Origin of the sequence: Kitasatospora sp. SUK 42 (assembly GCF_015776785.2) — a bacterium.
Lineage (GTDB): Bacteria > Actinomycetota > Actinomycetes > Streptomycetales > Streptomycetaceae > Kitasatospora.
Window position 1 is genome coordinate 380,305 of the sequence record NZ_LFMD02000002.1, and the last position, 14,256, is coordinate 394,560.

Here is a 14,256-nt window from a genome sequence, read left to right on the forward strand (position 1 = left end):
CGCACGGCCGCCCACCGCCTCGTCGGCGACATGCCGCACATACCGCGAATGCACCCAGTCCGACGCCTGCCCGCACGCCGGACACACCGCCGGAGCGTCATCCCTGGTCCGGGCCGTGATCCGCAGCAGGTCCCCGCTGGCCTCCACTCGCTCGACCTGCACCGCGGCCAGCTGCGGCAGCAGGTCCCCCACCACGACAACACACACAGCCAGCTTGCCACCGCCAACAAGCCGACACCACAGGCGAGTTGAAGCGATCAACGATTACGAAAATCTTGTAAGAGCCGGAATCCTGATAGTCCCGCCAGCCGCGCCCCCAACCTCACGGGACAGAACGACTAGCCCTCGTCGCGGCCGCGGAAGGCCCGGCGGTACTCCCGGGGTGCGACGCCGACCCGGGAGGTGAAGACGGGGCGGAGGGAGACCGCCGAGGTGAAGCCGCAGTGGGTGGCGACGGCGTCGACGGGGAGGTCGGTCTCCTCCAGGAGGCGCTGGGCGGCGAGGATGCGCTGGTCGAGGAGCCAGCGGAGCGGGGTGGTGCCGGTGGTGGCGGTGAAGTGGCGGGCGAAGCTGCGTTCGGACATGTGGGCCGCGGCGGCCATGCCACGGACGGTCCAGGGGGTGTCGAGGGAGGCGAGTATCTCGGCGCGGACGCGGGCGAGGGGGTCGTCCCCGGACGGCGGAGGGACCGGGGTGGGGATGAACTGGGCCTGACCGCCGGCCCGGAAGGGGGCGGTGACCATGGCGCGGGCGATGGCGGCGGCGGCCCGCTGACCGTGGGCGGTACGGACGAGGTGCAGGCAGAGGTCGATGCCCGCCGCGACGCCCGCCGAGGTCCACAGGCCGTCGCCGCCGGTGAAGAGCACCTCAGGTCGGACGGTCACCGCCGGGAAGCGGCGGGCGAGTTCGGGGGCGAGCGCCCAGTGGGTGGTGGCCTCGCGGCCGTCGAGCAGGCCGGCCTCGGCGAGGACGAAGGCGCCCGCGCAGAGGGAGGCGACGGGGGTGCCGCGCCCGGCGGCGGCCCGCAGTGCGGCGAGGACGGCGGGATCGCGCGCCGCGTCCGGATCCTCGACGCCGGGGACCACGACCAGGTCGCACCCGGCGAGGGCGTCGAGCCCGTGGTCGGGGACGCGTTCCAGCCCGCCGCCCAGCCGTACCCGGGCCCCGGCCGGCCCGCAGATCCGCAGGTCGAAGGCGGGCGTGCCGAGCCGGGTGGCCCCGTTGGCCCACACCTCGCCGATCACCGCGTAGTCGAAGGCCCGGACGCCGTCGAAGACCAGACAACCCACCGTTCGCATGCGGGAAGCATCGCAGGAAGCCCGGCGGGAAGCGTGACGGGAGGAGTGACGGGAGGCACGGCAGGAAGCATGGCGGGAATCTATCGATGGTCGGCATTCCCGCCCATCACACCAAACTGGCGGCGCCCCGCAGCATGAACGGCATGACGAACACCGACGCCTTCGACGCCCCGCTCACCCTCGACCCCGACGCCGTCCTGCTCCTCATCGACGTCCAGCAGGGCTTCGACGACCAGGACTTCTTCGGCCCGCGCGACAACCCCCAGGCCGACCAGCGGATGGCCGACCTGATCGCCGCCTGGCAGGCCACCGGCCGCCCGGTCGTCACCGTGCAGCACACCTCCCCGGCCGGACCGCTCGCCGAGGGCACGCCCGGCCACGGGCTCAAGGGCTTCGTCGCCGGGATCACTCCCGACCTGCACATCACCAAGACCGTGAACAGCGCCTTCTACGGCACCCCCGACCTGCACGCCTGGCTCCAGGAGCGCGGCGCCCGGCAGGTGGTGGTCACCGGGATCATCACCAACGTGTGCTGTGAAACCACGGCTCGCATGGCCGGAAACCTCGGCTACGACGCGATCTTCCCCACCGACGCCATGCACTCCTTCGACATGACCGGCCCCGACGGCACGACCGTCCCCGCCGCCGAACTCGCCCGCGCCACCGCGACGACCCTGCACGCGATGCGCTTCGCCAAGGTGGTCACGACGGAGACGGTGCTCGAAGCCGCCAAGCGCTGAGGGGCAGCGGCCGGTACGGCGTCGGGCAGCGCGGGGGGCGGCGGGCGGGGGCGGGGGCGGCCCCCGCCCGCCGCGGCCGTCGACGGGCTCAGCGCCCGACGGCGCCGTCCAGCTGCTCCCGCAGGATGTCCGCGTGCCCGGCGTGCCGCCCGGTCTCCTCGATCATGTGCACCAGCACCCAGCGCAGCGAGGGCCCCTCGGTGTCGTCCGGCCGCAGCGAGCGCGCGCCCGGCCGGTCGAGGTCCGGGGCGTCCGCGGCCACCGCGTTGGACCGGGCGATCGCCGCCCGGTAGGCGGCGATCTCCCCGGCCAGGGTGGCGCCGTCCAGCGGGACTTCGTCGGTTTCCAACGGCTCGGCGCCGAGCCCGCGGTAGGCCCACTCGAACCAGTTGAGCTCGACCACGGTCAGGTGCCGCACCAGCCACAGCAGGCTGGTGCCGGAGGCGACGCCGGGGCGGCGGGCGTCCTCGTCGGAGACCCCCGCCACCTTGCCGATCACGGCCTGGCGCAGGTAGTCGAGGAAGGACAGCAGGGTGGTCCGCTCGTCGGCGTTCAGGGACGGCGGGCGGACGTCGGCCGGCTGCTGCGTGGTGTCATCGATCACCGCACCACCGTAGGGCGCCCCGGGCCGGCCGTCACCAGCCCTGCGAGGTCACCCAGTTCGCGAGGTGCCGGGCGCAGTCGTCCACCGACTCCCGCCAGGTGTGCTCCGCGCCGTCCCCGGCCTCGTCGCTGACGTACTTGACCAGCCGCACCGGCACCCCGGCCCGGTGGGCGACGGTCGCGACGGCGTAGCCCTCCATGTCGACCAGGTCGGCGTGCTCGGCCAGCCGCTCGCGGGCGGCCGGCTCCGAGACGAACAGGTCGCCGGTGGCCAGCACCGGGCCGTCCCCCTTGCCGACCACCAGCGGGGCGCCGTAGCTGCGGCCGGTGAGGGTGTGCAGCACGTCCGTGTCGAGGTCGTGCTGGATCACCTGGACGACGTGATGGACGCCCTCCCAGCCGGAGCGCAGCGCACCGGCCGTGCCGAGGTTGATCACCTCGGAGGGCTTCTCGCCCTGGGCGAGCACGGTGGCCAGGGCCGCGGCGGCGTTGACCTTCCCGATCCCGGTGAGCAGCACAGGCAGCCGGTCGTCCAGGTGGGCGGCCTCCTCGCGGACGGCGACGACGAGCAGCGGGCGGTCGGGCGAGATCGTTCCAATCAAGCGCATGGGGCCATGGTACGGAGCACGGCGCTGCCTCACCCGGGGAGGCGACGCCACGGAACCGTACGGGGCGCCGCCCGCGTCGCTCCGATCGCCACCTCTCCGTACTGGCGCGGTACGCGTTTCACCAGGTCCACACCGAGGCCGAAACCATGGCCGTACAAGTCGCACAAGTCGTACGGACCGTGCCAGGCCGGACAAACGTACCGAGTCGTACGAGAGCGTGCGCAAACCGTGCACGACATGCTCAAGAGCGGCGCAAGTCAGGTGTGGCCATTGGGAGTCACGGCCATACTGCTGCCATCGGTCGGACCCCGGGTGAGCGGGTCCGGTCCCAGGGGAGGATGAGGCAGGTGGCAACACCAGTAGGCAACGGCGCACCGGGCGCCGCGATCCCGGCACGGCCGGGCAGTCCGCCGGCCGTGGCGGGCCCGGCCCCCGGCGCGGCGCCGGCCGTGGCGACGACCGCGGCGCGGGGAGCGGCGCAGGGGACGGGCGGCGCGCTCGCGCCCAGACCCGGCGGCGCGCCCGCGAAGCGCCCGCGGGCGGGCGTACCGGAGCGTGGTGTGCGCGCCCGGCTGGCGCAGGCCACCCGTACGCCCCCGGGCCGGCTGCGGCTGGCCGGGGCGGCGCTCGCGGTGCTCACGGTGGCCTTCGGCGGGCTCACCGCCTGGCAGTTGGAGGCCCGGGCCCAGGCCGCCGACCGGGTGGTCTCGTACAGCCAGCCGCTGAGCCAGAACGCGGCCGACATCCACCGCCGGCTGGCCGACGCCGCCACCACCGCGACCACCGGCTTCCTGCTCGCCGGGGACGAGCCGAAGGCGGTCCGGGACCAGTACGAGCAGGACCTCGCGACGGCCGCCGAGCTGATCTCGCAGGCCGCCGCCCGGACCACCGCGACCTCCCCCGCCCAGCAGAAGCTCACCGAGCTCAACCAGCAACTCCCGGTGTACTCCGGCCTGGTGGAGACGGCACGGGCCAACGACCGGCTGGGCATCCCGCTCGGCGGCGCCTACCTGCGGTACGCCTCCGAGAAGATGCAGACCGACCTGCTGCCGGCCGCCCTCGAACTGACCCGGATCGAGAACGAGGCGCTCACCAGGGACTACGCCGACGCCGAGTCCTTCCCCTGGGCCGCCTACGGCCTGGCGGCGGTCACCCTCGCCGCGCTGGTCTGGGTGCAGGTGACGCTGTACCGCCGCACCAACCGGGTGTTCAACATCGGCCTGCTCGGCGCCACCGCCGCCGTCCTGGCCGGCGGGCTCTGGCTCGGCGTCGCCGGCCTGACCTCCGGCGACGCGCTCCGCCGCAGCGACCGCGAGGGCGCGGCCCCGCTGCGGGCCCTCGACACCGCCCGGGTGGACGTGCTGCAGGCCCGGCTGGCCGAGAACCTGCACTACGTGGCCCGTGGCTCCACCGGCAAGTACCTCAAGCAGTGGGACGCCGCCACCGCGAGCCTGGTCGGGCAGGGCGACCAGCAGGCTCCGATGGAGCGGCGGACGGGCTCGCTGCCCCAGGCCCTGGACCTCGCCCCGGGGGCCGCCGCGCCCGCGCTCCGGGAGGCCGCCAAGCAGTACGACGTCTGGCACGGGCTGCACGACGCCGCACGGGACCTGGAGCTCAAGAAGTCCGACTACCAGGCCGCCCTGAACGCGACCGTGACGGCCAACGGCGAACAGCAGACCTCCGACACCGCCTTCAAGGCCACCGACAAGGCACTCGAACAGGCCGCCGGGATCGAGCAGCGGCGTTTCGAGGACGCCGCCGGCGGCACCCACAACGACCTCCGGAACGCCGCCGTCGCGGCCGCCCTGCTCGGTGTGGCGGCCGCGGCCGCGGCACTGCTCGGCCTGGGCCGGCGACTGGCCGAGTACCGATGAGGGGGAACGGACAGATGCGCAGCAGAACCGTACGCACCAGGCCGGCCGCGGCACTGGCGCTGCTGACGGCCGCGGCCGCCGTGCTCGGCGCCGGCGCGCCCTCCGGCGCCGCGCCGGGCACCACCCGAACCGCGCAGCAGGCGCAGCAGGCGCTCCAGGAGCAGAAGGACGGCTGCAAGCCCGTCCCCGTACCGCCGAGCGCCACCGACGGCCCGTCCGTGAAGGCCATCAAGAGCAAGGGCGTCCTGGTCATCGGCGTGGACCAGAACAGCTACCACTGGGGCGCCCGCAACCCCAACACCGGCAACCTCGAAGGCTTCGACATCGACCTCGCCAAGCGGATCGGCCGGGACGTCATGGGCGACGAGAAGAAGGTGGTGCTCAAGCCGGTGGCGACCGCCGACCGGATCCCGGCCCTCACCTCCACCGACGGCAGCGGGGTCGACCTGATCGTCCGCACCATGACGATCAACTGCGACAACCTGGACAAGGTCGCCTTCTCCCAGCCGTACTTCAACATCAAGCAGCGGGTCCTGGTGCCGCACTCCTCCAAGGCCGCCAACGTCGACGACGCGATCACCGGCAAGACGGTGTGCGCCGCGAGCGGCTCGGTGGCCTGGAAGGTGCTGGACGCCAAGCGGACCGCCAAGCGGATCGTCCAGGTGGACAACCAGCTGGACTGCCTGGTGCGCATGCAGCTCGGCCAGGTCGACGCCACCATGACCGACGACGAGCTGGCGGCCGGTCAGAGCGCCCAGGACCAGACGGTGCGGCTGGTGGACGGCTTCGAGCAGCCGGAGACCATCGGCGTGGCGATGCGGCAGGACCGCACCGACCTCACCGCCCGGGTCAACCAGGTGATCTCCGACTTCTACCGGGACCGCGGCTGGGAGAACTCCTTCGAGAAGTGGGTCCAGCCCTACCTGCCGGACGGCTCCAAGGACCCGTCGCTGTACTGGCCCGTCAACTGACCGGTCAACTGGCGCACCAGCCGGCGGCCCGTTGACACGGTCTTGACGCCCCGCGCCCACCCCGCCCTCACGGCCACCGGCTATGGTTCGGGACGATCACCACGGGGAGACCGGTGGTGGACACGGGGGATGTCGTGGGATCGCGCGTCACGCACGTCGGGATCGCACGCGAGGAAGGAAGGACACCGCGGTGGCGGCATCGGCTGGCCGGGTACTGAGCCGGGAGGAGGTGGACCGCGCCCTCGCGCGCCTCGGCGCCGAACGGGACGCGGTCGAATCGGCGCTGCTCGCGCTCCAGGACCACCCGGGCCTGCGGCTGCTGGACGGTGCCGAGCTGTCCGGGCGGACCCTGGAGCGCTGGTCCGTCGCGGGCAAGGGCCTGCCGCTGCTGTGGGCCCTGTTCGACCGCTACTCCGAGGCACTCGCCTCGGCCCGCGCCGTACGGGCCCGCAAGGCCAAGCCCGGAACGCCCGAACTCGCCGAGCTCAGCGAGCTGTTGACCGGCGAGGCGGTGACCGTCCCGGGCGGCGCGCTGCCGGACGGCCCGCAACTACTCGGCGCGCCCGCCAGGCTGGTCGAGCGGATCAGCCTGGACGCGCTGATGGCCCGGATGAACTCCTGGTACGCCACCGTGCTGGAGGTGGTCAGCGCCGCCGACGCGGTCTGGTCGGCGCTGCCCGCCCGGATCGACCTGCTGCTCGCCGAACTCCAGCGGGTGCAGACCCTGGCCGTCTCACTCGGCGTGCGGGCCGGCGCCCACCCGCTGGCCGACGACCTGACCGGGCTGGCCGCCGACCTCACCGGCCTGCGCACCGAGGTGCGCGAGGACCCGCTGGCACTGTGGCGCCCGGCCCGGGTGCCCGCCCAGCGCGGCACCGTGCCCGAGGGCTCGGCCTTCGCCGGCCCCGCCGGGGTGGTCGACACCGAACGCTTCGACCGGGCCGGCCGGGCCCTGGACGGCGTCCGGCTGGAGCTGGAGAACCTGCTGCGGCTGCGCGACGACGCCGAGGAGCGCCTGCAGGGCGTCGGCGACCTGCTCCAGCGGGCCGACGCCACCCTGGCCGAGGCCCGCCGGGCGCGCGGCGAGGTGCTGGCGAAGATAGCGTCCAGCGACGTCCCCGTGGTGCCCGGCCCGGCCTCGGCGCTGCGCGAACGGATCGTCACCGCGCTGGAGCTGCGCCAGGGCGGGCAGTGGGGCCGGCTGGCGCCGCTGCTGGACGCCCTGGAGGACGCCGCCGCCAAGGAGCTGACCCGGGCCCGGCAGTCGCTCACCGAGGTGACCCAGCCGCTGGCCGTCCGGGCCGAGCTGCGCGGCCGGCTGGACGCCTACAAGGCGATGGCGGCCCGGATGCGGGTCTCCGAGGACCCGGAAGTGATCGAACGGTACGAGAAGGCGCGCTGGCTGCTGTGGAGCGCGCCCTGCGACCTGCGGGCGGCGGCCGCCGCGGTGGCCCGCTTCCAGCAGTCGCTGCGCCCGGCCCAGGCGGAAGCCGACGGCGGGCAGGCTCAGGAGGCGGCCGGCCAGACGCCGGTCGACGGACAGGTACAGGGGGGCTGAGGTTGATGGGCGAGGCGTGCGTACGGCCGGATTGCTCCGGCAGCGGCAGGATCGACGCCGACGGCTACTGCGACGAGTGCGGGCTGGCCCCGGCGGGGGCCTCCACGGCCACCCCGGCCGCGCCCCCGCCGACCACCGCCGGCCCCGGCTCGCCGTGCCCCCGCGACTGCTCCGGCACCATCGACCCGGACGGCTACTGCGACGAGTGCGGCCTGACCCCGCCCGGCGACGACACCGGCGTCACCCAGCCGTACGTCCCCTCCGCCCGGGTCGCCCCGGACTCCGGCCGCAGCGGCTCGGTCCGCTCGCTGTCGGCCCGCACTGGCTCCGCCCGCTCGATGTCCGGCCGCTCCCGCTCGCACCGCTCCACCCGCACCGGCAGCGGCCGCTCGGTCTCGGTGCGCTCCACCCGCGGCAGCGTCAGCGCGGGCACCCGCAACCGGCTGGGCGCCGGCCTGGTCAACGTGCCGACCGTGGAGACCGCCGACCCGGCGCAGGCGGTGCTGGCCAACCCCGAGGTGCCCGAGCGCAAGCGGTACTGCTCCAAGTGCGAGGCCCCGGTGGGCCGGGAGAAGAACGGCCACCCGGGCCGCCCGGACGGCTTCTGCACCAAGTGCGGCACGCCGTACTCCTTCACGCCCAAGCTGCGCCGCGGCGACCTGGTCGGCGGCCAGTACGAGGTGGTCGGCTGCCTGGCGCACGGCGGGCTCGGCTGGATATACCTGGCGGTGGACCGCCGGGTCAACGACAAGTGGGTCGTGCTCAAGGGCCTGCTGGACACCGGGGACGAGGACGCGCTGGCCGCGGCCGTCGCCGAGCGCCGCTTCCTGGCCGAGGTCGACCACCCGAACATCGTCCGGATCATCAACTTCGCCGAGCACCCGGACCTGCGCACCGGCTCCACCGACGGCTACATCGTGATGGAGTACGTCGGCGGCAAGTCGCTCAAGGACATCGCCAACGACCGCCGCACCCCGGACGGACGGCGCGAGCCGCTGCCCGTCGAGCAGGCGATCGCCTACGCGCTGGAGGCGCTCCCGGCGCTGGGCTACCTGCACGGCCGGGGCCTGGTGTACTGCGACTTCAAGATCGACAACGCGATCCAGAGCGGGGACACGCTCAAGATCATCGACATGGGCGCGGTCCGCCGCCTCGACGACGACGGCCCGATCTACGGCACCATCGGCTACCAGGCCCCGGAGATCGCCACCGACGGCCCCTCCCCCGCCTCCGACCTCTACACCGTGGCCCGCACCCTCGCGGTGCTCACCTTCGACTTCCAGGGCTACAGCAGCACCTACCGCGACTCGCTGCCCGGCCCCGAGGAGGTCGAGGCCTTCGCCCGGTACGAGTCGTACTACCGCTTCCTGGTCCGCGCCACCGACCCGGACCCGGCCCGCCGCTTCGCCTCCGCCGAGGAGATGGCCGACCAGCTCACCGGCGTGCTGCGGGAGGTTCTGGCGCTCCAGGACGACCGGCCCCGGCCCGCGCTGTCCACCCTGTTCGGCCCCGAACTGCGCGTCGTCGACACCGAGTTGGTCCTGCCCACGACCCAGCCCGGGCAGCTGCGGGTGGCCGCCCTGGACCCGGCCGCCGCCGCACTCGCGCTGCCCATACCCCGGGTGGACCCGAGCGACCCGAACGCCGGCTTCCTCGCCACCGTGCTCGCCGTCGACCCGGAGGAGGCGCTCGCCACCCTGGCCGGCGCCCCCGTCGTCTCGATCGAGAGCCGGCTGCGCGAACTGCGCGCCCTGCTCGAACTCGGCCGCCACGGCACGGCCGTGAACGAACTGGCCGAGCTGGAGAAGGAGCACCCGGACGACTGGCGGGTGGTCTGGTACCGCGGCCTGGTCGCCCTGGTCGGGGCTGACCAGAGCGGTGAAGCCTCCCTCCGCGCCGCCGCCGAGGCCTTCGACGCGGTCTACGACGCCTTCCCCGGCGAGGCCGCGCCCAAGCTGGCCCTGGCCATCTGCGCCGAGCTGCTCGGCGACGGCGGCGACGCCGCCGAGTTCTACCGGCTGGTGTGGACCACCGACCACGCCTACCTGAGCGCCGCCTTCGGCCTCGCCCGGGTCCGGCTGGCCGAGGGCGACCGGCCCGGCGCGGTGCGCGTCCTGGAGTCCGTCCCGGCCACGTCCAACCAGTACACCGCCGCCCGGATCGCCGCCGTCCGCGCCCGGCTGCGCGACCGGCCCGCCACCGACCGGCTCGCCCCCGACCTCACCGCCGGCTCCGAGCAGCTCACCGCGCTGCGGCTGGACGACCGCCGCCGCGAGGAGCTGTCGGTCGAGGTGCTCGGCGCCGCCCTGGAGTGGGTCACCGCCGGCTCGACCGGCGCCGAGCACGCCGGCGCCACCGTGGTGCTGGGACGTCCCGCCGTCGAGCGGGAACTGCGCTTCGCCCTGGAACAGTCCTACCGGGTACTCGCCCGGTTGGCCGACCGGGCGGAGACGAGGATCGAGATGGTGGAACGGGCCAACCGGGCCCGCCCCAGGACGTGGGTGTAGCCGATGCCGCAGCAGACCGAGTGCCAGAGCTGTTCCGAGCCGATGGACCCGGAGGACGCCTTCTGCGGCCGTTGCGGGACCGGCCGGGACGGCCGGGCGGCCCCGGGCGCGATGCCCGTGAGCTGGGCCGCCGCCCGCGGTGAGGCCGTACCGCCGCAGCGCGGGCCGGTCTGCGTGCACTGCGGGCAGGCACAGGTCGCCGAGGACGGCTACTGCGAGGGCTGCGGCGGCGCCCAGCCGCGCCCCCGCGACCACATGGAGAAGGCGCTCGCGGGCGTCGCCGGGGTCAGCGACCGCGGCGTGCGCCACCACCGCAACGAGGACTCCTTCACCGTCGCCGCCACCTCGCTGCCCGGCGGCGAGCCGGTCGTGGTCGCCGTGGTGTGCGACGGCGTCTCCTCCTCCGACCGCCCGGACGAGGCCTCGGAGACCGCCGTCGACGCCGCCTCCGAGTCCCTGCTCAGCTCGCTGGAGGCGGGCCGGGACGCGACCGAGGCGATGCGCCAGGCGATCGCCGACGCCGCCAAGGCCGTCGCCGACCTCGCCATCGACGGCGCCGGGCCCACCCGCCCCGACCTCAACGCGCCCGCCTGCACCTACGTCAGCGCGATAGCGGCGGGCGGCCGGGTCACCATCGGCTGGGTGGGCGACACCCGGGCGTACTGGATCCCGGACGACCGCGCCGCCGCCGAGCCCTTCCGGCTCACCCAGGACGACTCCTGGGCGGCCCGGATGGTCGAGGCCGGACTGATGGCCGAGGCCGAGGCCTACGCCGACCCGCGCGCCCACGCGATCACCGGCTGGCTCGGCGCCGACGCCGAGGAGGTCGTGCCGCACACCCTGGACTTCACCCCGCACGTTCCCGGAGTGCTGCTGATCTGCACCGACGGGCTGTGGAACTACGCCGAGGCGGCCACCGACCTGGCCTACTTCGTCCGGCCGGACGCCCGCACCGAACCGCTCGCGGCGGCGCAGACCCTGGTGAAGTTCGCGGTCGCGGCCGGCGGCCACGACAACATCACCGTCGCGGTGCTGCCGATCGACCCGCCCGCGGCTGCCGTCGAGGAGGCCGAGCAGACGCCCACCGCCCTGGACCTGCGGGTGGTCCCCGCCCGGCCGAGCGCGGAGCACGGCGGCCGGGACGTCGAGGAGGAGGAGTACGAGCCGACCCTGCCGGACCTCCCGGTGATCGGCTCCCCCGCCGCCCCGCTGCCCCCGGCCCCGCCCGCGCCCCCGACGTCCCCGGCCGTCCCGCCTCAGCCGCCGCACCCGCCGACGGCCTGACGGCTCCGACGGACCCGAGGGCTCCGACGGCTCTGGCGGACCTGCTGAGACCTGACGAGACCGGACGGGACCTGACGGACCGCCCGCCCGGCACCCCGGCCCGCTGGACCTCCCCCCCCCCACCGCCCCGACCACATCCGCCCCTCACCGACGGGAGCCAACCGCCCCATGGCAACACTGGCGAAGCCGAACCTGCCCCGGTTCGACGTGGAGATCTTCCAGAACGAGTACCTGGCCGACGGCGCCCGCGAGGTCAACGCCATCGTCACCGTCACCGCCACCGGCGGCGGCACCTCCGGCGGCCGCCCGCTCGGGATCACCGACGCCGGCGCCCAGGGCGGCGACGCCACCGCGGCCGTGGTGATCCTGGTCGACTGCTCGGGCTCGATGGACTACCCCAAGACCAAGATCAACGGTGCCCGCGAGGCCACCGCCGCCGCCATCGACGCGCTGCGCGACGGCACCGCCTTCGCGGTGGTGGCCGGCACCCACGAGGCCCGCGACATCTACCCCGGCGACGGCACCCTCGCCACCGCCTCGGCGAGCACCCGCGGGCAGGCCAAGGAGGCGCTGCGCCGGCTCACCGCGGCCGGCGGCACCGCGATGGGCACCTGGCTGGCCAAGGCCGACAAGCTGTTCCTCACCCGCCGCGACATCGCCATCCGGCACGCCATCCTGCTCACCGACGGCAACAACGAGCACGAGTCGGCGGAGGACCTCGCGCGCAACATCGAGCGGGTCACCGGCCACTTCACCGCCGACTGCCGCGGCGTCGGCACCGACTGGCGGATCGACGAGCTGCGCAAGATCTCCTCGGCGCTGCTCGGCACCACCGACATCGTCGCCGAACCCTCCGGCCTGGCCGAGGACTTCCGCTCGATGATGACCGGCGCGATGGGCAAGCAGGTCGCCGACGTCGCGCTGCGGATCTGGACCCCGGCCAACGCCACCGTCAAGTTCGTGAAGCAGGTCGCCCCCTCGGTCGAGGACCTGACCGGCCGCCGCACCGAGGCCGGCCCCCGGGCCGGCGACTACCCGACCGGCTCCTGGGGCGACGAGAGCCGCGACTACCACGTCTGCGTCGAGGTCCCGGCCGCCTCGGTCGGCAACGAGATGCTCGCCGCCCGGATCAGTCTGGTGCTGCCCCCGCAGGTCGGCGGCGGCACCCCCGAGGTGCTCAGCCAGGGCCTGGTCAAGGCGGTCTGGACGGACGACCTGGCCTCCTCCACCCGGATCAGCCCCCAGGTCGCCCACTACACCGGGCAGGCCGAGCTCGCCTCCTCGATCCAGGAGGGCCTGGAGGCCCACCGCGCCGGGGACGTCGACACCGCCACCTCCAAGCTGGGCGCCGCCGTCCGGATCGCGCACGCGACCGGGAACGAGGGCACCTACAAGCTGCTGCAGAAGGTGGTGGACGTGGTGGACCCGAAGGAGGGTACGGTTCGGTTCCGTAAGGACGTGAGCGAGGCCGACTCGATGACCCTTGAGACCCGGTCGACCAAGACGGTACGTGTGAAGAAGTGACCGCTGAAGACGTGATCGGGCCGGCCGCCCGGCGCGACACCGCACCACACCGGCCCGAAACGAGGGGGACCTGATGCCGATCTGCCCGAGGGGCCACGAGTCGCAGGCCGAGGACTGGTGCGACTTCTGCGGCTTCCCGATGACTCCACCGGCCCCGGCCCCGGGTGCCCACGGGGGCTACCCGGGTGCGCCCGGCTCCGGACACGTGCCCGGCGCACCCACCGGGCACCCGCAGCACGGCGGGGCGTCCTTCGGTGCGCCGCCGCCTCCGCCCGCACCGCCGGGAGCCGTCCCGCCGCCGCCCGGCGCGTACCCGCCCCCGGGCGCCTACCTGCCGCCCGGGGCCGTGCCGTCGCCCGCGGCGCCGCCCGGCCTCACCGAGGGCCTGTCCCTCTGCCCGATCTGCCGCAGCCCGCAGACCGGCCGTTTCTGCGAGGAGTGCGGCTACGACTACGAGCTGTCCACGCCCTCGCGCCGGCAGGCCCCGGCCGTCGGCGTGCCCGGGCCCGGGCCGGCCCAGCCCCCGCCGCCGCTGAACATCCCGGCGTCCTACGGCGGCCCCGCCGCGCCGCCGCAGGCCCCGCCGATCCCGCAGCAGCCCCAACAACCGCAGCAGCCGCAGCAGCCCGCGCAGCCGCACACCTACGGCTACCCTCCGCCGGAGGGCGCCTTCCCCGAGTCCCTGGTGCGCGAGGACTCCGGCCCGGTGTACGCCCAGCCGACCGGCCCCGGCCCGAACACCCGGGGCGGCGACTTCGGCACCTCCTTCCACCTCGCCCCGCCGCAGCAGCAGTCCCAGCCCGAGGCCGTGCCGGTGGAGCCGGTCCGGCCCAACTGGATCGCGGTGGTCTCGGCCGACCGCGACTACTTCACCGAGATGATGGCCCGCAGCGGCCCCGAGGCGGCCGGCCTGTTCTTCCCGCCGTACTGCCCCGAGCGCCGCATCCCGCTGACCGGCCGCGGCCAGCTGCGGATCGGCCGGCGCAGCCAGCACCGGGGCACCGTCCCGGAGATCGACCTGTCCGTGCCGCCGGAGGACCCGGGCGCCTCGCACCAGCACGCGCTGCTCGCCGAACAGGCGGACGGCAGCTGGGTGCTGGTCGACCAGGACTCCACCAACGGCACCACCGTCAACGGCGGCGCGGAGCCGATCGCCCCGCACACCGCCGTGCCGCTGAACGACGGCGACCGGATCCACATCGGCGCCTGGACGACGATCACCGTGCACCGCGCCTGAACACCACTTCGCCGATTGCGTCGGTGATGACGCATCAGTGACAACTCCGGCC

The 14,256-nt window shown here is 74.6% G+C and carries 11 protein-coding genes and 1 pseudogene; 8 read left to right on the forward strand and 4 right to left on the reverse strand.

Annotated elements, in window-relative coordinates; translation table 11 throughout:
• Together RZ50_RS01600 and RZ50_RS01605 are read right to left on the reverse strand one after the other, a co-directional pair.
• A pseudogene (locus tag RZ50_RS01600) lies at positions 1 to 192 on the reverse strand (ISL3 family transposase); the annotation flags it as partial.
• A 146-nt stretch (positions 193 to 338) separates the two neighbouring features.
• Positions 339 to 1,298, reverse strand: coding sequence for a GlxA family transcriptional regulator (locus RZ50_RS01605; protein ID WP_196950503.1), 960 nt, complete (start codon positions 1,296 to 1,298; stop codon positions 339 to 341).
• A 143-nt stretch (positions 1,299 to 1,441) separates the two neighbouring features.
• Here RZ50_RS01605 and RZ50_RS01610 point away from each other — a divergent pair, with 143 nt between their 5' ends.
• On the forward strand, positions 1,442 to 2,038 hold the full coding sequence (locus tag RZ50_RS01610; protein WP_196950504.1) for a cysteine hydrolase family protein: 597 nt from the start codon (positions 1,442 to 1,444) through the stop codon (positions 2,036 to 2,038).
• Positions 2,039 to 2,126: 88 nt separating this feature from the next.
• On the opposite strand, the gene RZ50_RS01615 is transcribed toward RZ50_RS01610, so the two are convergent.
• Together RZ50_RS01615 and RZ50_RS01620 are read right to left on the reverse strand one after the other, a co-directional pair.
• Positions 2,127 to 2,642, reverse strand: coding sequence for a DinB family protein (locus RZ50_RS01615; protein ID WP_308271159.1), 516 nt, complete (start codon positions 2,640 to 2,642; stop codon positions 2,127 to 2,129).
• A 31-nt stretch (positions 2,643 to 2,673) separates the two neighbouring features.
• A complete protein-coding gene (locus tag RZ50_RS01620; RefSeq protein WP_196950505.1) occupies positions 2,674 to 3,249 on the reverse strand; it encodes a nucleosidase in 576 nt (191 codons plus the stop codon).
• A gap of 347 nt (positions 3,250 to 3,596) precedes the next feature.
• Here RZ50_RS01620 and RZ50_RS01625 point away from each other — a divergent pair, with 347 nt between their 5' ends.
• The 7 genes from RZ50_RS01625 to RZ50_RS01655 all read left to right on the forward strand — a co-directional run bounded on the left by RZ50_RS01625 (position 3,597) and on the right by RZ50_RS01655 (position 14,204).
• Positions 3,597 to 5,123, forward strand: coding sequence for a hypothetical protein (locus RZ50_RS01625; protein WP_217680187.1), 1,527 nt, complete (start codon positions 3,597 to 3,599; stop codon positions 5,121 to 5,123).
• 14 nt (positions 5,124 to 5,137) lie between these two features.
• Positions 5,138 to 6,094, forward strand: a complete 957-nt coding sequence (locus RZ50_RS01630; protein WP_196949158.1) for a transporter substrate-binding domain-containing protein — start codon at positions 5,138 to 5,140, stop codon at positions 6,092 to 6,094.
• Positions 6,095 to 6,284: 190 nt separating this feature from the next.
• Positions 6,285 to 7,652 (forward strand): hypothetical protein, encoded by a 1,368-nt coding sequence (locus RZ50_RS01635; RefSeq protein ID WP_308271164.1) that lies wholly within the window; start codon positions 6,285 to 6,287, stop codon positions 7,650 to 7,652.
• 5 nt (positions 7,653 to 7,657) lie between these two features.
• A complete protein-coding gene (locus tag RZ50_RS01640) occupies positions 7,658 to 10,159 on the forward strand; it encodes a serine/threonine-protein kinase (protein ID WP_196949157.1) in 2,502 nt (833 codons plus the stop codon).
• 3 nt (positions 10,160 to 10,162) lie between these two features.
• A complete protein-coding gene (locus RZ50_RS01645) occupies positions 10,163 to 11,443 on the forward strand; it encodes a PP2C family serine/threonine-protein phosphatase (RefSeq protein WP_196949156.1) in 1,281 nt (426 codons plus the stop codon).
• 168 nt (positions 11,444 to 11,611) lie between these two features.
• Positions 11,612 to 12,967, forward strand: coding sequence for a VWA domain-containing protein (locus tag RZ50_RS01650; protein ID WP_196949155.1), 1,356 nt, complete (start codon positions 11,612 to 11,614; stop codon positions 12,965 to 12,967).
• 73 nt (positions 12,968 to 13,040) lie between these two features.
• Complete coding sequence (locus RZ50_RS01655) at positions 13,041 to 14,204, forward strand: FHA domain-containing protein (RefSeq protein WP_217680189.1); 1,164 nt, start codon at positions 13,041 to 13,043, stop codon at positions 14,202 to 14,204.
• The last annotated feature ends 52 nt before the right edge of the window (positions 14,205 to 14,256 follow it).